This is a genomic window from Flavobacterium wongokense, from assembly GCF_021608265.1.
Lineage (GTDB): Bacteria > Bacteroidota > Bacteroidia > Flavobacteriales > Flavobacteriaceae > Flavobacterium > Flavobacterium wongokense.
The window spans coordinates 113,636-134,388 of record NZ_JAKIHP010000003.1; the positions used below are offsets into that span (position 1 = coordinate 113,636).

Below are 20,753 nucleotides of genomic sequence, written 5' to 3' on the forward strand. Positions count from 1 at the left end.
CATAAAGAATAATTCGGATTTTAAGCAAAAGTAACCGTATCGTTTTTGGGCAACGAAAAAAAAACTAATTTTACACAAAAATCAATTTGATGTTTAAGCATTACATAATTACCCGATTCAACCTGAGAGCCGATTATTGGGATGTTACCAAAAACAACGAGCAGCTGCTGACAGACGAATGGATGGACAACCGCATGTGGTTGTTTGAAAATTTTTGCTTTCCTACGGTCGTTGGGCAGACCAATCAGAATTTTGAATGGGTTTTGTATTTTGATACCAATACCAAGGATGTTTATAAAAACCGCATCATCGATTTAGTAGCAAATCATCAGAATATCAATGTGTTTTTTGTGGATGCGATGCCATCGTTTATGCCCGAATTGTTGAAATACATCGTGCAGCAAACCAAAGATGTTCCGTATTTGATAACGACAAGGCTCGACAATGATGACAGCATTCATGTGGATTTTATCAATGAAGTTCAAAAGCAGTTTAACCGGCAGGAATATCGTGCAATCGATTTTATAAAAGGCTATTCGCTGCAGATTGAACCGGTTTATATCCTTGGAAAAAAGGCGCAGCTTTTCAATCCGTTCATCAGTCTTATTGAGAAAAACGAAAACCCGAATACCGCTTTTTACCAAGACCACCGATTTTGGAAACGCGATAAAAAAGTAACCCAGATTGGCGAAAGGAGATTGTGGCTTTCCATCATTCATCAACGCAACAAAATCAATAAGTTTGACGGTTATGGGAATGTAAAATGGGAAGACATCAAAAATAATTTTACCATTTCGGAAGAAGCCAGCAAGCTGATTTCCGACAAAACAATTCCGCACAGCGCTTGGTTTTTTACGAGTTTAAAAAATCAGTTTAGCCAAAACTTTGAATTGAATTTCAAACTCCTAAAAAGAAAATTGGGCTTGTATAAGGCCAAATAAAGAATCAGCATGACAATTGAATTAAAGCGTAAAAAGTTTTTAAAGGAACTCAGTAACTTAATCTTCTTTTGGTTTTTTGGCGTTGCCTTTTTTACGGTATTCCGATTGGTTTTCATTGCACTTTTCCGTCAAAAAATACAGCACGAAATTGGTTTTGGCGAAATGCTCGAGGTGCTTTTAATGGGATTCCGGTTTGATTGTACTGCGGTTGCTTATTTCCTGTTATTGCCGTTTTTACTGCTATTACTTTTAGCGCCTTTCAATCAGTATCGGATAATTGAAATAACGCGAAAAGTCCATCAGGTACTTTTTATCATACTTTCAACACTGATTTGCGTGGTTACCATCAATTATTTCCAGGAATATGGCGACCAGTTCAATCACTTTCTTTTCCTGGCTTTGTATGATGACCAAAAAGCGGTTTTCAATACGATTATCGAATATTACCATCCGTTTTTGAATAGTTTCATTATCATTATAAGCGTAATTGTTGGCCTATTTTTATTTCGATATTTAGAAAATAAAAAAACCATTTACCAGGTATTCAAAAAAATCAGGTTCAAACGAAGTAAATACGTCTTCGCTCTTTTGGTGCTGATATTGTTCGTTTTCGGGATACGTGGCTCGTTTTCTTCGATTCCGGTTTTAAGGGAATATTCGGGAATTTCAACAGATAATTTTTTGAATAAAACCATTATCAATCCGTTTCGTTCCTTAAAATACGCCATCAAGGATTTCAATAGGCTGAACGCTTTGGGAGATAAGAATCCGTATATGGATGACAATGCTTTCAAAGCCGCTTTCCCACAGGAAAAGGTTACTGATGTTTTACGAAAAACGGCTCAGGGTCCAACGATGGAAAAACCAAAACAGGTATTCCTAATCGTGATGGAAAGTTACGATTCCTGGCCATTGATGGATAAATACCAGGGATTTCATTTTGCAGACAACTTATATTCCATCGCCAAAAACGGAACGCATTTCAATCATTTCCTGGCAGCAGGAAATACGACCATTGATTCCTTTGGAGCCATTATGACAAACGTTCCAAATTGCGGAATAAATTTAAGCCACATCGGAACTTCGGGGCAGCCATTTGAAACCTCAATCTTCACCCAGTTTAAAAAGTTGGGTTACGAGACCAATTTCTATTATGGTGGTTATCTTTCCTGGGAAAATATCGGCGATTTGTCAAAATATTATGGCGTGGACCGAATTTATTCAGGTGTTGATGGCGGAGGCCAAACCGATACCGGAGGTTGGGGAATTGAAGACGAAAAGCTTTTCAATCTGGTAATGAAGCATACTGATAAAAATAAATATTCGTTAAACATCATACTGACCACAAGTTACCATGCTCCTTATACCGTTGATTTGGAAGCCAAAGGTTTCCCCTATAAATCGACTGATGATTTTCCGCCAGCAATGAAAAAATATTTCGATGGCGCCATGAACATTAAGGAATTGGGGCATCTTTGGTATGGGGATAAGGCACTTGGTGATTTTGTAAAGAAGGCCGAAAAGGAATATGCAGGCAGCATTTTCAATTTTACCGGAGATCATTTTGGACGAAAGTTTATCAACAGCAAACCCAACCTTTATGAAAAGTCGTCGGTGGCTTATATCATGTACGGAAAATCAATTCCGAAATCATTGAATGCAACTCCGGGAACCCACATCGACATTATGCCAACGCTTATCGAAATGATTGCCCCAAAGGGATTTGAATATTATAGTTTTGGTGAATCGATGTTTACAAAAAACAAAAACGAGGGCATTGCGTTTGACAAAATGATTGAAGGCAACGATTTGTATTATTTTCCGAAAGGGTCCAACATCGAAAAAATTGATTTGACCAGCTTTAAGGAAACCAATCTCAAGCAAAGCAGCTTAGAGTTGAAACACAACAAACTTATGGCTTTGGCGTGGTATTACACGATGAAAGGCAACAATTTAAAAGAACCGCAAAAGCCAGTAAAAAAATAAATCATGGATATAAACGCAGAAGTTCACAAGGCATTCGAAGTCATTCAAAATGGCGGAATCATCCTCTATCCTACCGATACCGTTTGGGGAATTGGCTGTGATGCAACGAATGCTGAAGCTGTGAAAAAGATTTACGCATTGAAGCAGCGCGAAGAAAGCAAGAGCATGATTGTGCTGATGAATGGTGAAAAGATGATGTACAATGTGTTTAAGGACATTCCGGAAACCGCATGGCAAATCCTCGATTTATCAGAGAAACCTACAACCTTAATCCTTGACAATCCTAGAAATGTAGCAGCCAATATTATCGCCGAAGACAAAACTTTAGGAGTCAGAATGGTAAAGGAACCATTTTGTTTCAAACTGATGGAACGTATGAAAAAGCCGTTGGTTTCAACCTCAGCGAATATCTCAGGAAACGTTACGCCAAAATCTTTTAAAGAAATCAGCCCCGAAATTATAAAAGGTGTCGACTATGTAGTAAATTTGCATCACGAAAAAATTTGCGACAAACCCTCAACGATTATCAAGCTTACGCTGGACAATCAGGTGAAAATCATTCGCAAGTAAAGCCCAGTTAGTGTCAAAAAACTTCAAAATAGCATTAGAAAATAAAATTTTTGAAATTGTTTCAAAAGCTTCACAGGAACTTGGTCTTGAGAGTTATGTGATTGGCGGTTTTGTCCGTGATTATTTATTGCAGCGCGATTTCAAGAAAGATATTGATATTGTAGCGATTGGTTCCGGAATTGATCTGGCTTTGAAGGTTTCCGAATTATTGCCCAATAAACCAAAGGTTCAGGTTTTCAAAAATTACGGAACGGCCATGCTGCGTTACAAGGAAATCGACATTGAGTTTGTTGGCGCGCGAAAAGAAAGTTATTCTGAAAACAGCAGAAATCCGGTTGTTGAAAACGGTACACTCGAAGACGACCAAAACCGTCGTGATTTTACGATTAATGCCTTGGCTTTTTCGTTAAATCAAAATAACTACGGAGATTTAATTGACCCTTTTGATGGTTTGACCGATTTGCAAAACAAAATCCTCAGGACGCCTTTAAACCCTGATATTACTTATTCTGATGATCCTTTGCGGATGATGCGTGCGATTCGTTTTGCCACGCAGTTAAATTTCGTTATCGAAGAAGAATCCCTGAAAGCCATCGAACGGAATAAAGAAAGAATCAAGATTATTTCAGGTGAACGGATTGTTGATGAGCTGAACAAAATCTTATCGACTCCAAAACCTTCCATTGGTTTTCTGCTTTTATATAAAACCGGACTTTTAGACATCATCCTTCCCGAATTGACGGCTTTGAATAATGTTGAGGAAATCGAAGGACATACGCATAAAAATAATTTTTACCATACGCTCGAAGTCGTTGACAACATTTGCCCAAATACAGACGATGTTTGGTTACGCTGGGCTGCATTGCTTCACGATATTGGGAAAGCACCAACCAAACGTTTCAACAAAAAACAGGGCTGGACATTCCACGGACACGAATTTTTGGGCAGCAAAATGGTCAGGAAAATCTTCGAAAGGCTGCACATGCCTTTGAATCAAAAGATGAAGTTTGTGGCCAAAATGGTAATGCTGAGTTCAAGGCCGATAGTACTTTCGGAAGATATTGTTACCGATTCTGCAGTGCGCCGTTTGGTTTTTGATGCCGGCGAAGATGTTGATAACCTGATGACTTTGTGCGAAGCGGATATCACAACCAAAAACCCGGCGAAGTTTAAAAAATACCATAGCAATTTTGATATTGTACGCCGTAAGATAATTGAAGTGGAAGAACGCGATCATGTTCGCAATTTCCAGCCACCAATTACAGGTGAAGAAATTATGGAAATCTTTAATTTACAGCCTTCACGGGAAATTGGTGTTTTGAAGGAAGCCGTTAAGGAAGCAATCCTGGAAGGTGAAATTCCAAATGAATACCAGGCAGCTTATGATTTTATTTTGGCGAAAGCCGAGAAGATGGGATTAAAAAAAGTTACAAAGTAACAAAGCGGCTAAGTAGCAAAGTTAAATATACATTAAATGTGTACTGTTATCAAAATGTAACTTTGAAACTTTGTATCTCTGTAACTTTGATACTTAAAAAAATGAAAACGTTTAGAGATTTAATAATCTGGCAAAAAGCTATGATTTTAGTCACCAATTGTTATTCAATATCAAGAGGGTTACCAAAAGAAGAGCAGTTTGGTTTAATTTCTCAAATCAGGAGATGCTCGGTTTCTATTCCTAGTAATATTGCTGAAGGTTTTGATAGAGGAACAAACAAAGATTATCATCGCTTTTTAACTATGTCGTTAGGGTCTCTTTTTGAATTTCAAACTCAAGTTGAAATAGCTTACAACCTAGAATATATTTCTAACGAAAAATTTAATCAATTGTATGAAGATAGCAGGGAGTTAGAACGAATATTAACATCATTCATAAACAAAGTAAAAGAAACTTTGTAACTCTGCTACTTTGTAACTTTGCAACTAAACAAATGAAAAACCGATTTCCAAAAGCAGCCAAAATAGCCCTAATCTTTGTCTATGCAGTCATCGTTGCCGGTGCACTGGTGCGCATGACAGGCTCAGGAATGGGTTGCCCGGACTGGCCAAAATGCTTCGGGTATTATATTCCTCCAACAGACATCAAACAACTCACCTGGAGCAAAAACCGCGATTTTAAAAAGGGACAGGTTATCATTAAAGATGAAACCTTATTGGTCGCCAAAGACAATTTCAAAACTTCAACCCAATTTGACGCTTCACATTGGGAAAAATATACCAAACACGATTACGCGATTTTCAACGTTTATCATACCTGGGTTGAATATGTCAATCGATTGGTTGGCGCATTAGCCGGATTGGCGTGTTTTATCATGGCGGTATTTTCATTCTCATATTGGAACGAAAAAAGGAAAATTACCTGGCTGAGCTGGCTGGTGGTTTTTATGATGGGATTCCAGGGTTGGCTTGGAGCCAAAGTAGTGTATTCGGTTTTGAACCCAATAAAGATAACGCTGCATATGGTTGTGGCATTAATCATCGTCGCAGTAATCCTTTATATTATCAGGCTGACAGGTTTAAAAAAAGAAGCTCTAAAATTCAATTCCAACTTCAGGAAACTGATGGTTTTTTCATTAGGCCTAAGCCTTATACAGATTATTTTAGGGACTCAGGTGCGCCAGTTTGTGGATGAGCAGGTTAAAAACGGAGTGAATGCCAGCATTATGTGGCTGCAAAATCCAACGCTTGATTTTTATCTGCACCGCTCCTTTTCGATTATCGTATTGCTGGTCAATCTTTATCTGTTTAACAAAAACAGGATTGAAAATCTCGGTTTCTACAAAATGAACTGGGTGTTGTTTTTGATTGGTATCGAAATCATTACCGGAATATCCATGGCGTATTTTGATTTCCCTTTTGGAAGCCAGGCAATACATTTGATTATCGCTTCCATCTTATTTGGGCTTCAGTTTTATATGGTTTTGGAAAGCAGGAAATCGAAATCTGTTACAATATAAAAAAAGCCCCGAATGAATCGGGGCTTTTTTGTTATGCTTTTTTCTTAGCTTTTATCGAACATCCTATCGCTTTGGTAACCGAAGGTGAAGGATCTTTTCCGCTGTCCAAGGCTGCAATGGCATTTTCAAGGTATCGTTCCTTAACCGCTGAAGCATCATCGGCATTGTCATCAATGGCACCAATGTATTTCACAACCAGGTTTTTATCCAGCAAAAACACATGAGGCGTTTTGGTAGCTCCGTACTGTGGATAGATTTTTTGCCCTTCATCTACCAAATAAGGGAATGCAAAACCTTCGGCTTTGGCTTTTGCCTGCATCTTTGCGTAAGTATCGTCAGGTTGTACTTCGGGATCATTGGAATTGATGGCTAACAATACATAACCTTTGGGCTTGTATTTTTTAGCCAAAGCATTTACACGATCTTCGTATTTCACTGCAAACGGACAGGTATTACAGGTAAAAACAACAATAAAACCTTTGGCATCCTTATAATCAGACATGCTGTAGTTTTTTCCGTCAACCGATTTCAATTTGAAATCTGTGGCTTTGTCTCCAGGTTCATAACCGTTGGAAACCAATGTTTCTCCAATTATAAACGAGGAAATGGCAATGAAAAGTAGAGGGAATGCTTTCATAATAAATTATTTTAGTTGATTAGTAAATGAGTTCACATGGCTGCTGAGTTCGGCATAATTTTCAAATTCGTGCTCGGCAAATAGTTTTTTGTCACCGCTGAAAATATATGTTGCCGGAATGGAACCCGACCAGCCTTTATCAATTTTGTCAAGCCAGCTGTTGTAATCCTTATCGAATAAGGCGATGACTTGTGCCGTTATTTTCTTTTTTTGAATGAACGATTGTAGTTTCTTAGCATCCTTTGGGCTGTCGAGGCTTACCAATAGTACCTTTACATTTTTATTTTCCTGATGGAGTTTTTCAAAATAAGGCAGTTCCTTTACACAAGGTCCACACCAGGTTGCCCAAAAATTGACTACATAAACATTCCCGTCATTTTTGATAATGGCTTTTTCGAAAGCATCAAACTTGTCAAAAGTCAGGATATCCTGAGCCTGTGAACTTTGTGCAAAAACAAAAAAGAATGTTATGAGTAAAAGTTGTTTCATGTTCAAAATTAAGACCAACTAAGTTAATCAGTTAGTTTTAAGGTTGTAAACCAGTTAACAAAACTTTACCAATTTTAACATATGGGAATGTTTCGTATATTGGCTATGAAATTAGTTGCTTCAATTTAGAAAATCATGGATAATAAAAAGCCTGTATCGTTTATATTTACAATAATCGCAATCATTTTAGGAGTGGTCTTGTTTAAGCAATTCGACTTTAAGGAACTCCAATTCGAGAAACCAGCCCTGGCAATTATATACGGTATTACCTTAGCCGCTTCAATTTTTATTTTGGTAAAAAACGCTAAAAATCAAACAAAAAAATAAAATCGTTGATGCTGGTTTAACCCAACCATTCCTTAAAATCATTTACCCTTTCCCTAGCCACAATAACCTCATCGTCTTTGTAGGTTGGTAAAATGACTTTGAGTCTTGAATTGCTGTGAAGCTGGATTTCCTTAATGCCTTTCATAGGCACAATGAATTTGCGGGAAACGCGGTAAAAATCTTTTGGATCGAGTTCAGTCTCGAGTTGCTCCAGAGTGATATCAAGCAGGTAATCGCGATTGTCAAAAGTGTGCAGGTACGTTCCTTTGTTTTCGCTGTAAAAACATTCGACTTCCTCAATATTTACCATTTTAAGCTGTTGCCCCATTTTGATGGTAAAGCGTTTTCTATAATTTCGTTCTAACGGATTTACCAGCATTTTCTTGATCATTTCAAAGTCGAGCGACAAGTTGGGTGCACTGATATTCCGCGCTTTGAATTTATTGACGGCGGTTTCCAAATCGTCTTCATCAATAGGTTTCAAAAGATAATCAATACTGTTCAGTTTAAAGGCACGCAACGCGTATTCGTCATAAGCCGTGGTAAAAATTACAGCACTTTTGATGTCGATGGTTTCAAAAATTTCAAACGATAGACCATCGGATAATTGGATGTCCAGGAAAATCAAATCGGGATGCGCATTCGAATTGAACCACTGAATCGATTCTTCTACAGAATGCAGTAAAATATTCACCTGCATGCCGAGTTTTTCAACCTTGCGCTGTAGCAATCGTGCTGCGGGTTTTTCGTCTTCTATAATGATAATATTCATTACTCCCATTTATTTTGTTTTTCCTTTTCCATCAATTCCTTAATCTTTCTTTCTTCCCAATCCTTGCCCATAATGATTCCCGGCATAAAAACTGAAAATCCATGTGCGGTCAAACCAATTCCCCAAAAGAAAACGGTATTGAAAGTCTGCCATCGCCAAAAGTTTTCAGTCGAATTTGAAGTATTCACTATTATCAGCGCGGTGTTGATTACCACGTAAACCATTAAATGCGTATAAAAACCTTTGATCCGCTTAACGCGTTTTAATGCCTGTTGGTATTTGATTTCGTCTTGTGTCAGGTTGGTATTATTGTCCATTGTTTTGTTGTTTTTCTTTATCCATAAACTCCTTCATTTTCCTTTCTTCCCATTCCCTTCCCAAGAATGGCGTATAATTGAACGCTTTCATTCCGTGGAAAACCACGCCTATTCCCCATCCTAACAATGGCCAGAAGAACCAAAGATATTCTGGTGAATATTTTAAATTGATGAACATCAAAAATAAATTTACTGTAATGTACATTGCTAAATTTCCATAAAATCCCTTGATTTCATTTACCTGTTTTTGGGCTCGTTGGTATCTTTCGTATTCCTGATTAAATTGTTCCATGATTAATTCCATTTAGTCTGTTTGTCTTTATTTAAAATCTCCTGGATTTTCTTTTCCTCCCATGATTTTCCATATCCAAATGTTTCGATGGCATGAAAGCACAGTCCCATTCCCCAGCCGAACATTGGGAACCAAAACCATTGGAAAGATCCTGTAACCCTTAGATTGATGAATATCAAGACCGGAATTACGCAGCAATACGAAATTAAGTTTCCATAAAATCCTTTGAGTTTTTCAACCCGGTCTTTGGCTCTCATAAAAGCCATGTTTTCGTTGTATATGTTTTGTGTTTCCATAAAAGCAATTTGTTTTGTCAATATTGGAATTTTTACCTTGAAATAGTTTTCGTTCTGCTCAATCAGCATTTTGCGCTCGGAAATGAGTCCGTAACGGTTGACAATGTTCTGCAGCCCAACGCCTCTTCGATCCTGCAGTACTTCTTTCTTTTGAAGATTGTTTTCAACGATTAGGTAATTGTTTTCGATGTAAATCTTAATGTGCAATGGTTTTTGTTCGCTCACCACATTGTGCTTGATGGTATTTTCCAGCAAAAGCTGCAATGACAACGGGACTACTTTTGCTTCAGCATTATCAAAATCGGTTGGGATTTCATACGTAATGCTGTTTTCAAAGCGCATCTTCAAAAGGTTCATATAGGTTTTGGCGAAAGCCAATTCCTCAGAAACCGAAACCAGTTCCTTATCCTTTTGCTCCAAAACGTAGCGGTAGATTTTAGACAATGAAGTCGTAAACCGTTGTGCATTATCGGGGTTTTCCTCAATCAAAGAACTTAATACGTTCAGGCTGTTGAACAGGAAATGCGGGTCGATTTGGTTTTTAAGGCTTTCAAACTGCGCCGAAGCTGTTCCCGCTATGATTTTTTGTTCCTTTACCTTGCTGTCGTTATACGCCTTGAAGAAATAAAAAGCATAAAATGACAAGGAAACGATGAACGTAATAACCACCGATACTATGTAATTTGCAGGGCTTTCATTTTTCAGATAATTATCAAAACTCTTTTGGTTTACAATCACTTCCTCAAAAGTACGCAACAGAAAAATTACGATTAGCGTAACTGAAAACGAGCCGAAGAAACCAATGATAATCCTTTTGGTCGAAAAACGATTGGACTGAAAAATCCGGTCTAGGTAATAAAACAAACCCCAATTAGCATACGAAAGCAGAAAAGTATATAAAAAGCAATACCCAAAAGCTATTGCCAGATTGTAATTGAAATGAATTTGGTTTCCTAAAATCACATTCAGCAATTGTATGGCTATGAAAATAATAACCGTCAGTAAAAGGGTTTTTGGAAGTAGATTTTGAAAAGGTTTCATTTCCCGGATTTGTTTTATTTATTTTTTTCAGATTTGTAAAAGGCAGATACTATAAATCCGACTCCCATTCCGATTAAGGTTCCAACGGCTACATTGCCCATTGCCATTCCTATGGCAATTCCGATGAACATGCATCCAACAAAGATGGTTCCTGCAATTTTGTTATGGTCTTTTCCTTGATTTTCCATGATTCTTATGTTTAGGTTATAATTAATGGATTATTTTTTATTGCAATTTTCCAATGCCTGTTTTGCCCTGTCTGCACCCCAACTTGGATGGAACTGGCTTTCTGGCTTAAAGTTAGCAAAAAGTTCCAATGATTTGGCAATCGCCTCGCACATCGGTTTGGTATCAGTTCCCCAATATTTGGCGCCGCCAATTTCAAATTCTGCTTTAGAGAAAACCACTCTTGGGTTTTTTGGATCAATGATTAAGGCTTTGTTGTACTGCTCCATCGCCAAGGCTCCGTATTTTTGCCCGTTTGCCATTGGATCCTGAACCAGGATTGCGGTGTAAAGCATCGCCTGAACCACCATGATTTCGGTATTGTTTGGGCTGATTGCTGTGGCATTGTCAAGTGCATCCTGGGCTTTGCTAATGAGTGCTGCCGCTTTTTCCTTGTCTTTTGTTCCAAATGTTTCAATCGTGTTGATAAACGCGATGTAATAATTCGGAAGCCAATTTGTTTGTTCAACAGATGCGATGCGCTCAAATGTTGCCACGGCTTCACTGTTTTTCCCTTCTCCCCAAAGCTGCATTGCTTTTCCCATTCCTTGTTCGTACTGGGTTTGTGCCGATAAAATTGAGCAGACAAAAATTGCGATTGATGTAATAATTGTTTTCATTTTTGTAATTGTTTAGATTGATATTGAAACTTTGTTTTTAAAATTCTGATGTAAAATTATTGTTGTTGTGGTTCTTATAAAACTTATAGTTACCGAATTGTAGAATTTAGTGGATGAACTGTTAAAGGTTCTTCAACTGGTTGTCTTTCTTATTATCGCTGATGGTCCAAAAGAAACCGATAAAGAAGAATCTGTCGGCTGTTGGCGTAACTGCTTTCCTGTCGTAAAATCCACTTGGGTCTGGCTCATTGGTATAATTGTAACCATAGATATTCTGTGTTCCCAAAACATTGGAAACTGAAAAATACAGTATTTTTTGTTGCGATAATAAATAGGCCCAACTAAAGCTAAGGCTGCTGTATGATTTGGTTCTTCCATTCATAAAAGCAGGCTGATTCTTATCATTATAAGGTCGGCCTGAACTGAATTGTTGTGTTAAGCCAATTTGTGATTTCCAATCCGAAATCCAATATTTAGTCACCAATGACGCACCGTGTGTAGCCACAAAACTTGGCGTTGCCTCAACCGGGAAATTTTGGTAATCCCTTTTGGTATCGATGTAGGAATACGAAAACCAATATTCCAGATTCTTGATGCTGTATCCATCCCTCCAGAAAATGTCAATCCCTTTGGCAAAACCTTTTCCGTTATTGGAATAGTTTGAGATTGTTTCAACTTGTGGCCTGTCAGTGTCGTATTTCACCAAATCGGAATAGCCTTTATAATAAACCTCTGCACGCAATGTCCTGCTGTTTTTTGTATATTGATAATTCAGGATGTAATGCGAAGCTTTTTCATTAGTGAAATTATCAGAAAACTTTAAATACTCCTGTCTTGGTGCCTGTTCAAAATTCCCATAAGCAAACGCAAACTGTCCGTTTTTCGAAACTTTATACGCTAATGAAGCTCTTGGAGAAATACTGCTTTCATTAATGTAATCATTATTAGAAGCCCTTACCCCAAATTTGGCTGCAAACTTTTTAGAAAAGAAAATATCGGCTTCGGTGTACACTGCCGCAATGTTTGAATCATAACCAACATTCAGCACATCACTAACCTCCTCATCAAACTTTGTGATAAAATAATCCGAGCCAAAATTCAGTTTTACACGGTCTGAAAGTTTTTTGGTAAACTTCAATTTTAAATGAGACGCATGTTCAACACTGGTAATATCAAGCGCATTCAAAAAGATTTTGTTATGGCTGTAACCATAGCTCACACCAGTGAATATCTGCCAGTTTCCGCTGAAATTCCCTTTGTAGGAACTGTTGAAATAAAAATTGTTGTTGTTTAGGTTGACGCGGACCTTTTCCGTCGCATTGATATCTTCCTGGTTCAAATCAAAACGTGAAGCATCAAAAGCAGCATAGGCTTTGAAAATTCCATTGGCAAAATTATAGCGATAGACCGTTTCACCCGAAAGTGACTGATACGGTTTGTTCCAATCAACATCCTGCGGAATTGCCACCTGATAGGGAGCCAAATCAATATATGCGGTGTTGACGCTCAAAGAACTCTTTTTCCATTTCTGCGTATTGCTCAATCCCAAACCAACAGTCATAAAGGAAATATCGGTTTTGTTCTGGTCGGCTTCATCCTGCGTATTCAATAATAGAACACTTGATAAGGCTTCACCATATTCCGCAGAATAACCACCTGTTGAAAATGACATTCCGCTAAACAGGAACGGGGAAAAACGTCCTCGAGTAGGCAGATTATTGGTTGTTGCGCCATAAGGCTGCGCAACGCGGATTCCATCCACAAAAGTCTGGGTTTCGTCGGCTTCACCACCACGCACATACAACCTTCCATCTTCTCCCACGTTTTGGGTTCCGGGTAAAGTCTGCAATGCTGCGATAATATTTCCTGCCGAACCTGCTGTGGTAACAATATCCAACGGTTTCAAAACCGAAACCCTGCTTTTGTCACCCGCGTTAAAACTCCCTGCAGTAATAACTACCGCATCGAGCGTATTCACACTTTCCTTAAGCTTAAACATTTTGTCTTTACAGTTATTGGCGTCAATGGTTAATTTTAAAGTTTCAAATGTCAGGAAGCTGATTACCAGAGTCTGGTTTCCTGAAGCTGTAGTCTGAAAACTAAAGGTTCCCTTTTCGTCTGTTGATGCGCCATCGTAAGTGCCATCAATAAAAACATTAGCGCCTGCGATTGGTTTATTTTTTTCATCGACAACTGTTCCTGAAATGGTTTGCTGCGCATTGCTGATATAAGCAATCAATAAAAGTGTAAAAGTGTAAAAAGTCTTCATGTGGTTAGGTTTTGATGGAGCAAATTTCCATCAAGGACTAAAACTATGCAATTTATGTTTACCGAATTGTTATTTTTTGAGGATGAACTGCAAAAAAAAACCTGTTCGGTTAGGAACAGGTTTTTTTCAGTTTGAATTATTAATTATCTGACAGGATATTTATCTTATAAGAATTTCCTCCCTTTTAAAGTAAGTAGTTTATTCTTTTGTTTTATTAATTATCTGAGGCTAAATTACTTGTTTCATCATTTCCTGTCTAACTTAATCGATAAAATACCCCAAAACTCGATAGAGTTACAAATCTTTCAAATTCGGTGCATTTCGTCGATGTTTTTTTATGTTGCTAACAGTCACTATGTTGATAAAGCATTTGATAAATCAGATAAAATAATTCAATTTTTAACTTTAAAAAAGAATAAAAATCACTAGAATTGTGGTACCAAAACTTACCTACAATAATGAAATTTTTTAAATCGCTTTTTGCGTCTGCGAATTTATTTACATTAAATTCTGCATCAGCTAAAGCCTTTACCGAAGGCTGGCCACAAATCAAAATTTACTACGAAATTTTAGCAAAATCTTTTTATGCTTCAGAGAAAGGAAATCTCGATGTGATAAAATCGAATTCGAGGATTTTAGTTGAAAAAGCAGAGGAACTATCCATTGAAGGAATGCCGGCAGAATACCGCAATCCTAAAATACTTGAAACACTGCTTACGCTAAAGAAGCAAACCAAGCTGGTGGATTTTTTGGTACAACAGAATATCGATGACAATGAAGTAAGGCTTACGTTAACCAAATTGAATGAAGTTTTTCACTCAATTGTTGAGCTTTGCCTAAACGATAAATAGCACGTAAATCCTGCTAGTTTTTTTGAAATTTTATAACTGATTTAAGCATTTAAGTATTAATTTTCATATGTAATTGTTATATATGGAAATGCTTAGACCTATAATGATGTTTTTGCTTTTTATCCCAATGGCATTATTGGGGCAAAAAATAGACAATACTGCATCTTTCCGTGATATCAAAAGCCAAAATTATATCAGGATCAATTATGATAATGACTTTTTTACTCTATCTGATTTCGATTATACACAGGGAATCAGCTTGGAGTTAGTTGATTCCTGGCTGAAAAAAAATCCTGTCAACTATCTTCTCATTTCACCTAAACAAAGCGAAACCCGATTCGGCCTTGCAATCGAGCATATTGTTTACACACCAGATACTTTAGACACTTATCAAATTCAATACGGTCAACGCCCATTTGCGGCGGCATTTATGGTAAAAAGTTTCGCCATTGCTACCGACACCATTCATAAATCGCGGATTGTTTCATCGTTGAGTTTAGGGCTTATTGGGCAAGGTGCCGGAGGTGGCAACATGCAGAAAATAATCCATCAAATCACAGGAAGCGAAACACCCAACGGCTGGTATTACCAGATTAGGAATGATTTGGTGTTAAACTATGATTTAAGTTATGAAAAACAATTGCTTCGGTTGAATGATTTTTTCTCGCTTCAGTTCAATGGCGGTTTAAAAGTTGGGACCTTATTTACCAATGCTTCGTTGGGATTGAATGCAAGCCTGGGAATCATCAATTCACCTTTCACAGCTGCAAAAAGCAATACTAAATTTCAAGTCTATTTATACAATCAGGCACTTGTAAATGCAATTGGGTATGATGCTACACTGCAGGGCGGAATTTTTAATAATGATAGTCCGTATACAATTCCGAATAGTGATATAGAGCGGTTTACGCTTCAGGATAATTTGGGCATCGTCCTTCAGTTTAACCGATTTTACCTTGAATACGTGCAGACTTTCCTAACCCGTGAAATCAGCACTGCCAAAGCACACGATTGGGGCGGAATGCGTGTTGGATATAAATTTTAATTCAAAAGCATCGTAAACTTAACAACTCATAATTTCGTAGATGGTGTTATGAAAATACTAAAACTGCTATTATCCATTTCGCTTTTAATACCTGCCATTTCCATAGGTCAGAAAATTGACAATATGGCTTCCTTCCGGGATATAAAGAGCAACAATTATTTCCGATTTCATTATGACAATGATTATTTCACTTCAACCGATAAGGATTACACTCAAGGATATAATTTTGAATTAGTCGCTCCGGAATTAATCAAAAATCCAATTAATTATCTTTTTATCAAACCCAAAAAAAGTGAAAAGAAGTATGGCATTGCTTTGGAGCATATTGGTTTTACCGCAAATAACATAGCAAGCGATCAAATACAGTTTGGAGACAGGCCTTTTGCAGCGGTCATTATGCTGAAAAGTTTTTCCATTGCAACAGACACCATCAATAAATCACGGATTGTTTCATCGTTAAATCTCGGTATTATTGGTCCCGGAGCTTTTGGTGGTGATATGCAGACTGCAATTCATCAAGCAACAGGAAACACCATTCCATTAGGTTGGTATAACCAAATTAAAAATGACGCGGTTGTGAATTATGAGATAAGTTATGAAAAACAGCTGCTCAGGTTTCATGATTTTTTTACAGTCCAAACCAATGCAACCCTGAGATTGGGAACCTTATTCACCAATGCTTCCGTTGGCTTTAATGCTACGTTGGGAATTATCAATTCCCCTTTCACATCTGTCAGGGACAAAAACAAATTCCAGCTTTATTGTTATTCGCAGCCAATGATAAATGCAATTGGTTATGATGCTACACTTCAGGGCGGATTTTTTAACAAAAAAAGTGTTTATACCATTCCGGCCAATGAGATGGAACGGTTTACACTTCAGAATAATTTTGGAATTGTATTACAGTACCGCTGGCTTTTCCTTGAATATTCGCGATCATTGCTCACGCGCGAATTCAGTTCGGGAAGCTCTCACAAATGGGGAGGAATCCGAATAGGATTTAAATTATAAAACAGATTAAAATCTTTTCAACAATTCTCAAATCGGCATTCGAAATTACAATTTATAAATTACCTTTGCAGGCTTACAAATATTACGATTATGATTTATAAATTCAGGGCAATTCTTGACGCAGAAGAAGATATTTTCAGGGATATTGCCATTCAGGAAGAAGATACTCTAGAAGATTTGCACAATGCCATTGTAAATGCTTTTGGCTTTGACGGACTGGAAGTTGCTTCTTTTTATACTTGTGATGATACCTGGAACCAGGAAGACGAAATTCCAATGTTTGATACCGGAGATACGCCTGGCGAACAAAAAACAATGGCGGATTATCCGTTAAATCATTTGCTTGATGAGGAGCAAACCAAAATCATTTATGTATACGATTTCATCAATATGTGGACATTCCTGGTTGAATTGGCAGCCATTGAAGAAGCTGAAGCCGGAGCAACTTATCCTGCTTTGCTGTTTTCCCACGGAGAATTACCTGAGAGTGCTCCGGACAAGGAATTTGAAGCAGAGAATGATGACTTCTATTCAGAATTTGAAGACGACTTAGACGATGACGATTTGGATGGCTTTGGAGACGATAGCTTTGAAGATTACGGATTCGAGGAAAATTGGAATTAGTTTTAAGAAAATAAAGAAGGAGAAAACCACAAATGATCAACCTATTTAATACTCACATCGAGTCATTATCAATCCACAGGATTGGAAACAAAAGCCGAAATGAAAGTGTTTTCCTTTCGGAAGAACCATACAGCCTTAATGACGAAATTGTTCCACTGTTAAAGGAATTTTTCTTCAAATCGTTTCGCGAAAAGGAAGAAAACTATTTCCAGTTTGCACACGATGTGGATTTGGAATACAATGAAATGTTCAACTTTGCTTCGGAGATTTTTACTAATCCAAGTGAAATACATGAAGTTTCGAAGAAAATTACCAATCATCTTTTTGAGCAGTCAAATCATCCACACATCAAGAACGGAGAGGTTTATGTTGCTTACCTGACCAACCTTAGCATTGACAACAATGTGGTTGATGCGATTGGCGTTTTCAAAAGCGAAATCATGTCTGATTTTATGCAGTTTGAAGAAAAAGGAAAAACGCTACAGATGATTTTACAGCAGGGAATTAACCTGAACAAACTGGACAAAGGCTGCCTTATCTTTAATTACAAAAAAGAGGAAGGTTACAAAATCCTTTCGATTGACAGCAATAGATACGATACGCGTTATTGGTTGGAGCATTTCCTTTCTGTCGATGCGTTCCAGGATGAAAATTTCATTACCAAAAAGTATTTGAAATTCTGCCAGGGATTTGCAAAAGACGTAGTTTTTCCTGCAGAAGACAAAAAGGAGGAAGTAATGTTCATGAACCGTTCGGTGAATTATTTTGCCAAAAACGACCAGTTTGAGGAAAGCAATTTCCTGAATGAGGTTTTGGATAATCCTGATCTGATTCCGGAATTCAAAAACTACAAGGTCGACAAAGGTGAGAAATACAGCATCGAAGATGTGACAACTTTTCCAATTGCAAATGCAGCTGTTTCTGACGCAAGAAAATCGATTAAGAATGTGATTAATTTGGACACTAACATTCAAATCAAACTGGATTTCATCAATCCGGAAAGCGCTGAAAAGTTTGTTGAAAAAGGTTGGGACGAAGAGAAACAGATGTATTATTACTTGGTATATTTCAATAAGGAACAGAAATCGTAACCGATTCTGTTTACACAATACAATCCTCAATTGATTTTATCAACTGGGGATTTTTTCATTTCCTGGCACAAATAAAACTGTAAATTGTGTAAATTAAAATTCATAAAAGCCACTATATTTGTTTGCTATGAAAATCAAATACCGCTACTTTTTTTTATTTTTCCTTTTTGCATGCGCCATATGTGAGGCTCAGGTAAAGAACAGCGGGAATGATTCGGTGAAAGTGTACAAGAAAATTGAGAATTACTCTCAAAAAAGTGGTTTCAATAAATTCATCTACCGTTTATTATTCAAAGCCAAAAGAAGCGAAACCAAATCCCAAAAAAATGCACGAAAAGAGTTCTTTATCAAAAAGTCTTTTGACCGCAATGAAGGCAAAATCATCCGCGATATTAAAATTGAAACCTTAGATCCTTTTGGGTATTCTGTTGAAAATTATAAAGACGAGCCGGAAAAAGGGTTTGAAAAATTTGGGAATACACTACACTTAAGAACTAAAAACTGGACCATTAGGAACTTATTGCTTTTCAAGAAAAACCATCCATTAGACTCTTTGGCAGTTAAAGAATCGGAACGTTTGATCAGAAAGCAGCGTTATGTGAGAAGGGTAATTATCAAACCTGTCGACCTTCCAGGCAGTGATTCCGTTGATGTTTCCATTAGGGTTTTGGATTCCTGGAGTTTGATTCCGACTGGCGCAATCTCGGGTTCTAAAGGAAGATTTGATTTGACCGAAAGGAATTTTTTTGGTTTAGGCCATGAAATTGACAATGAATTTTCGAGAAGATTTGAAGATAATAAAAGGGCCTACACCGGAAGTTATACAATAAACAACATCCGGGACACTTATATTAAAGCGACCTTTAAATACGAAAATGATTTAAATGATAACGTGACGCGAAGTGCAAAGCTTGAGAGACGATTCTTTTCTCCATTGACAAGGCTTGCCTATGGTGCCTATTTTGAAAACAAATTTTATGTAGATTCCTTACCGGACAACAATGGTGTTTTCCAAAATCAGGATTTCAAACTGGAAACACAGCAATATTGGGCTGGTCATTCGTTTAGGATTTTTAAAGGCCGAAGTGAAGATTTTAGGACAACTAATCTGGTTACAACCTTTGGTTACAAACAGGTTTCCTATAAAGACAACCCAACTATAACTTATGACCCGCAGCATTTTTTTGCATCCGAAAAATTATATCTAACGACCATTGGTCTTAACAGCAGGAAATACCAGGAAGACAAATATTTATTCAATTTTGGGATTATTGAAGACGTTCCGTATGGACAGGTATATTCTATAACCGGAGGATTCCAGGATAAAAACAATCATAAAAGAGCTTACTTTGGTGGTCGAATCGCCTACGGAACCTATTTCCCTATTGGCTATGCAGGAATAAATATTGAAGCCGGAAGTTTTTTTGATGGTAATAAATCCCAACAGACAACGCTAAGGGTTGAAGCCAACTATTTTACGAACCTGATGTCAATTGGCAGCTGGAGAGTCAGGCAGTTTATCAAGCCCACATTGGTACTGGGAAATCATAGGGTTGATATTATAAAAGACCGGGTTACGATTAATGAACAAAACGGAATTTCTGGATTTGACAATCCTTTGATCAATGGAACGAAAAAGCTTTTCACAACTTTCCAGACCCAAACTTATGTGCCGGGAAATTGGCATGGCTTTCACTTTAGTCCATTTTTTAATATGAATGTAGGCGTCCTGGGTGATGAAAACCATAAATTATTTATTGATAAAGTATATTCCATTTTCAGCTTAGGCGTTATGATAAATAATGATTACCTCGTATTTAATAGTTTTCAGGTTTCCTTTTCCTTCTATCCATCAATACCTTATCAAGGCACTAACCTGATAAAGACCAATACTTTCAAAAATGATGATTTGGTTTTGCCCGAATTCGAAATTGGGGAGCCAACAATAGTTCCTTACAAATAAATATTTTTGTAAGTTTAACCTATTATAAATCACATAAATAGTGTATTTCAACGATTAATTTTTGCTTTTCAACGATAATGCAATAAATTTAATTCGAGAATAATCCAAACCCTATCATCATGAAAGCAAACTACTTAACTGAAGGAATGGTGAAAAAAAATTACCGCTGTTCCCTACTTGGGCACCATTATGTTGAAATTAAAAAAGTCAACAATCATTTTAGCGAATATGAATGCAGCATTTGCAAAATGCAGGCAACCAATGACACCCGAGGACATAAAATTACATTGACCTCTCAGCTAAAAGAGATCAATGAAACGCTGTTTTACCTTAATTTGAAGAAGCAATTTTTATCCAAATTTTACTTTAAAAAAGAGCAGTAACAAAAAAAGGTTTTATTCGTCCTATGTAAAAAAACCTTAAAAACTG

General features: G+C 37.2%; 23 protein-coding genes. 14 read left to right on the forward strand and 9 right to left on the reverse strand.

Features of this window, described 5'->3' with window-relative positions; translation table 11 throughout:
- The first annotated feature begins 89 nt into the window (after positions 1-89).
- From L1S31_RS09775 to L1S31_RS09800, 6 genes are all read left to right on the forward strand, one after another.
- Complete coding sequence (locus tag L1S31_RS09775; RefSeq protein ID WP_236464547.1) at positions 90-941, forward strand: glycosyltransferase; 852 nt, start codon at positions 90-92, stop codon at positions 939-941.
- Between the two features lie 9 nt (positions 942-950).
- Positions 951-2,927 carry an LTA synthase family protein gene (locus L1S31_RS09780; protein WP_236464548.1) on the forward strand — a complete coding sequence of 659 codons (1,977 nt, stop codon included), beginning with the start codon at positions 951-953 and terminating at the stop codon, positions 2,925-2,927.
- A 3-nt stretch (positions 2,928-2,930) separates the two neighbouring features.
- Positions 2,931-3,497: an L-threonylcarbamoyladenylate synthase gene (locus L1S31_RS09785; protein WP_236464549.1), complete on the forward strand. Its 567-nt coding sequence runs from the start codon at positions 2,931-2,933 to the stop codon at positions 3,495-3,497.
- Positions 3,498-3,507: 10 nt separating this feature from the next.
- Positions 3,508-4,935, forward strand: coding sequence for a CCA tRNA nucleotidyltransferase (locus L1S31_RS09790; RefSeq protein WP_236464550.1), 1,428 nt, complete (start codon positions 3,508-3,510; stop codon positions 4,933-4,935).
- Positions 4,936-5,036: 101 nt separating this feature from the next.
- A complete protein-coding gene (locus L1S31_RS09795; protein ID WP_236464551.1) occupies positions 5,037-5,396 on the forward strand; it encodes a four helix bundle protein in 360 nt (119 codons plus the stop codon).
- A 32-nt stretch (positions 5,397-5,428) separates the two neighbouring features.
- Positions 5,429-6,454, forward strand: coding sequence for a COX15/CtaA family protein (locus tag L1S31_RS09800; RefSeq protein ID WP_236464552.1), 1,026 nt, complete (start codon positions 5,429-5,431; stop codon positions 6,452-6,454).
- Positions 6,455-6,485: 31 nt separating this feature from the next.
- Here L1S31_RS09800 and L1S31_RS09805 read toward each other — a convergent pair whose 3' ends face one another.
- Both L1S31_RS09805 and L1S31_RS09810 read right to left on the reverse strand, forming a co-directional pair.
- On the reverse strand, positions 6,486-7,091 hold the full coding sequence (locus L1S31_RS09805) for a thioredoxin family protein (protein WP_236464553.1): 606 nt from the start codon (positions 7,089-7,091) through the stop codon (positions 6,486-6,488).
- A gap of 6 nt (positions 7,092-7,097) precedes the next feature.
- A complete protein-coding gene (locus L1S31_RS09810) occupies positions 7,098-7,580 on the reverse strand; it encodes a TlpA disulfide reductase family protein (protein WP_236464554.1) in 483 nt (160 codons plus the stop codon).
- Between the two features lie 135 nt (positions 7,581-7,715).
- Between L1S31_RS09810 and L1S31_RS09815 the strand changes: the two genes are divergently transcribed.
- Positions 7,716-7,907: a hypothetical protein gene (locus tag L1S31_RS09815; protein ID WP_236464555.1), complete on the forward strand. Its 192-nt coding sequence runs from the start codon at positions 7,716-7,718 to the stop codon at positions 7,905-7,907.
- Between the two features lie 16 nt (positions 7,908-7,923).
- Here L1S31_RS09815 and L1S31_RS09820 read toward each other — a convergent pair whose 3' ends face one another.
- The 7 genes from L1S31_RS09820 to L1S31_RS09850 form a co-directional block, all read right to left on the reverse strand.
- A complete protein-coding gene (locus tag L1S31_RS09820; RefSeq protein ID WP_236464556.1) occupies positions 7,924-8,679 on the reverse strand; it encodes a LytR/AlgR family response regulator transcription factor in 756 nt (251 codons plus the stop codon).
- A complete protein-coding gene (locus L1S31_RS09825) occupies positions 8,679-8,996 on the reverse strand; it encodes a 2TM domain-containing protein (protein WP_236464557.1) in 318 nt (105 codons plus the stop codon). Before L1S31_RS09825 ends, L1S31_RS09820 begins: the two co-directional genes overlap by 1 nt.
- Positions 8,986-9,288 carry a 2TM domain-containing protein gene (locus L1S31_RS09830; RefSeq protein ID WP_236464558.1) on the reverse strand — a complete coding sequence of 101 codons (303 nt, stop codon included), beginning with the start codon at positions 9,286-9,288 and terminating at the stop codon, positions 8,986-8,988. Before L1S31_RS09830 ends, L1S31_RS09825 begins: the two co-directional genes overlap by 11 nt.
- A 2-nt stretch (positions 9,289-9,290) precedes the next feature.
- Positions 9,291-10,625 carry a 2TM domain-containing protein gene (locus tag L1S31_RS09835; protein WP_236464559.1) on the reverse strand — a complete coding sequence of 445 codons (1,335 nt, stop codon included), beginning with the start codon at positions 10,623-10,625 and terminating at the stop codon, positions 9,291-9,293.
- A 14-nt stretch (positions 10,626-10,639) separates the two neighbouring features.
- Complete coding sequence (locus L1S31_RS09840) at positions 10,640-10,813, reverse strand: hypothetical protein (RefSeq protein WP_236464560.1); 174 nt, start codon at positions 10,811-10,813, stop codon at positions 10,640-10,642.
- A gap of 30 nt (positions 10,814-10,843) precedes the next feature.
- Complete coding sequence (locus tag L1S31_RS09845) at positions 10,844-11,470, reverse strand: tetratricopeptide repeat protein (protein WP_236464561.1); 627 nt, start codon at positions 11,468-11,470, stop codon at positions 10,844-10,846.
- Between the two features lie 121 nt (positions 11,471-11,591).
- Complete coding sequence (locus L1S31_RS09850) at positions 11,592-13,739, reverse strand: TonB-dependent receptor (protein WP_236464562.1); 2,148 nt, start codon at positions 13,737-13,739, stop codon at positions 11,592-11,594.
- Positions 13,740-14,197: 458 nt separating this feature from the next.
- On the opposite strand from L1S31_RS09850, the gene L1S31_RS09855 reads away from it, so the two are divergent.
- The 7 genes from L1S31_RS09855 to L1S31_RS09885 all read left to right on the forward strand — a co-directional run bounded on the left by L1S31_RS09855 (position 14,198) and on the right by L1S31_RS09885 (position 20,707).
- Positions 14,198-14,590, forward strand: a complete 393-nt coding sequence (locus L1S31_RS09855) for a hypothetical protein (RefSeq protein WP_236464563.1) — start codon at positions 14,198-14,200, stop codon at positions 14,588-14,590.
- An 82-nt stretch (positions 14,591-14,672) separates the two neighbouring features.
- Positions 14,673-15,635 carry a lipid A deacylase LpxR family protein gene (locus L1S31_RS09860; RefSeq protein ID WP_236464564.1) on the forward strand — a complete coding sequence of 321 codons (963 nt, stop codon included), beginning with the start codon at positions 14,673-14,675 and terminating at the stop codon, positions 15,633-15,635.
- A gap of 48 nt (positions 15,636-15,683) precedes the next feature.
- Positions 15,684-16,646 (forward strand): lipid A deacylase LpxR family protein, encoded by a 963-nt coding sequence (locus tag L1S31_RS09865; protein WP_236464565.1) that lies wholly within the window; start codon positions 15,684-15,686, stop codon positions 16,644-16,646.
- A gap of 90 nt (positions 16,647-16,736) precedes the next feature.
- The gene (locus L1S31_RS09870; RefSeq protein WP_236464566.1) at positions 16,737-17,270 is read left to right on the forward strand and encodes an IS1096 element passenger TnpR family protein; all 534 of its coding nucleotides are present in this window, start codon (positions 16,737-16,739) and stop codon (positions 17,268-17,270) included.
- Positions 17,271-17,302: 32 nt separating this feature from the next.
- Positions 17,303-18,361: a nucleoid-associated protein gene (locus tag L1S31_RS09875; RefSeq protein ID WP_236464567.1), complete on the forward strand. Its 1,059-nt coding sequence runs from the start codon at positions 17,303-17,305 to the stop codon at positions 18,359-18,361.
- Positions 18,362-18,488: 127 nt separating this feature from the next.
- On the forward strand, positions 18,489-20,324 hold the full coding sequence (locus L1S31_RS09880) for a BamA/TamA family outer membrane protein (protein WP_236464568.1): 1,836 nt from the start codon (positions 18,489-18,491) through the stop codon (positions 20,322-20,324).
- Between the two features lie 119 nt (positions 20,325-20,443).
- Entirely contained in the window at positions 20,444-20,707 is a 264-nt protein-coding gene (locus tag L1S31_RS09885; protein WP_236464569.1) for a DUF1660 family phage protein, read from the forward strand.
- Positions 20,708-20,753 lie beyond the last annotated feature (46 nt).

Bases quoted from the DNA above. Each gene is read 5' to 3' on its own strand.
- L1S31_RS09785 (WP_236464549.1), top strand. From the start codon at position 2,931: ATGGATATAAACGCAGAAGTTCACAAGGCATTCGAAGTCATTCAAAAT.
- L1S31_RS09875 (WP_236464567.1), top strand. From the start codon at position 17,303: ATGATCAACCTATTTAATACTCACATCGAGTCATTATCAATCCACAGG.
- L1S31_RS09835 (WP_236464559.1), bottom strand. From the start codon at position 10,625: ATGAAACCTTTTCAAAATCTACTTCCAAAAACCCTTTTACTGACGGTT.
- L1S31_RS09795 (WP_236464551.1), top strand. From the start codon at position 5,037: ATGAAAACGTTTAGAGATTTAATAATCTGGCAAAAAGCTATGATTTTA.
- L1S31_RS09865 (WP_236464565.1), top strand. From the start codon at position 15,684: ATGAAAATACTAAAACTGCTATTATCCATTTCGCTTTTAATACCTGCC.
- L1S31_RS09820 (WP_236464556.1), bottom strand. From the start codon at position 8,679: ATGAATATTATCATTATAGAAGACGAAAAACCCGCAGCACGATTGCTA.
- L1S31_RS09880 (WP_236464568.1), top strand. From the start codon at position 18,489: ATGAAAATCAAATACCGCTACTTTTTTTTATTTTTCCTTTTTGCATGC.
- L1S31_RS09845 (WP_236464561.1), bottom strand. From the start codon at position 11,470: ATGAAAACAATTATTACATCAATCGCAATTTTTGTCTGCTCAATTTTA.
- L1S31_RS09805 (WP_236464553.1), bottom strand. From the start codon at position 7,091: ATGAAAGCATTCCCTCTACTTTTCATTGCCATTTCCTCGTTTATAATT.
- L1S31_RS09860 (WP_236464564.1), top strand. From the start codon at position 14,673: ATGGAAATGCTTAGACCTATAATGATGTTTTTGCTTTTTATCCCAATG.
- L1S31_RS09810 (WP_236464554.1), bottom strand. From the start codon at position 7,580: ATGAAACAACTTTTACTCATAACATTCTTTTTTGTTTTTGCACAAAGT.
- L1S31_RS09840 (WP_236464560.1), bottom strand. From the start codon at position 10,813: ATGGAAAATCAAGGAAAAGACCATAACAAAATTGCAGGAACCATCTTT.
- L1S31_RS09780 (WP_236464548.1), top strand. From the start codon at position 951: ATGACAATTGAATTAAAGCGTAAAAAGTTTTTAAAGGAACTCAGTAAC.
- L1S31_RS09870 (WP_236464566.1), top strand. From the start codon at position 16,737: ATGATTTATAAATTCAGGGCAATTCTTGACGCAGAAGAAGATATTTTC.
- L1S31_RS09850 (WP_236464562.1), bottom strand. From the start codon at position 13,739: ATGAAGACTTTTTACACTTTTACACTTTTATTGATTGCTTATATCAGC.
- L1S31_RS09855 (WP_236464563.1), top strand. From the start codon at position 14,198: ATGAAATTTTTTAAATCGCTTTTTGCGTCTGCGAATTTATTTACATTA.
- L1S31_RS09775 (WP_236464547.1), top strand. From the start codon at position 90: ATGTTTAAGCATTACATAATTACCCGATTCAACCTGAGAGCCGATTAT.
- L1S31_RS09800 (WP_236464552.1), top strand. From the start codon at position 5,429: ATGAAAAACCGATTTCCAAAAGCAGCCAAAATAGCCCTAATCTTTGTC.
- L1S31_RS09830 (WP_236464558.1), bottom strand. From the start codon at position 9,288: ATGGAACAATTTAATCAGGAATACGAAAGATACCAACGAGCCCAAAAA.
- L1S31_RS09885 (WP_236464569.1), top strand. From the start codon at position 20,444: ATGAAAGCAAACTACTTAACTGAAGGAATGGTGAAAAAAAATTACCGC.
- L1S31_RS09825 (WP_236464557.1), bottom strand. From the start codon at position 8,996: ATGGACAATAATACCAACCTGACACAAGACGAAATCAAATACCAACAG.
- L1S31_RS09815 (WP_236464555.1), top strand. From the start codon at position 7,716: ATGGATAATAAAAAGCCTGTATCGTTTATATTTACAATAATCGCAATC.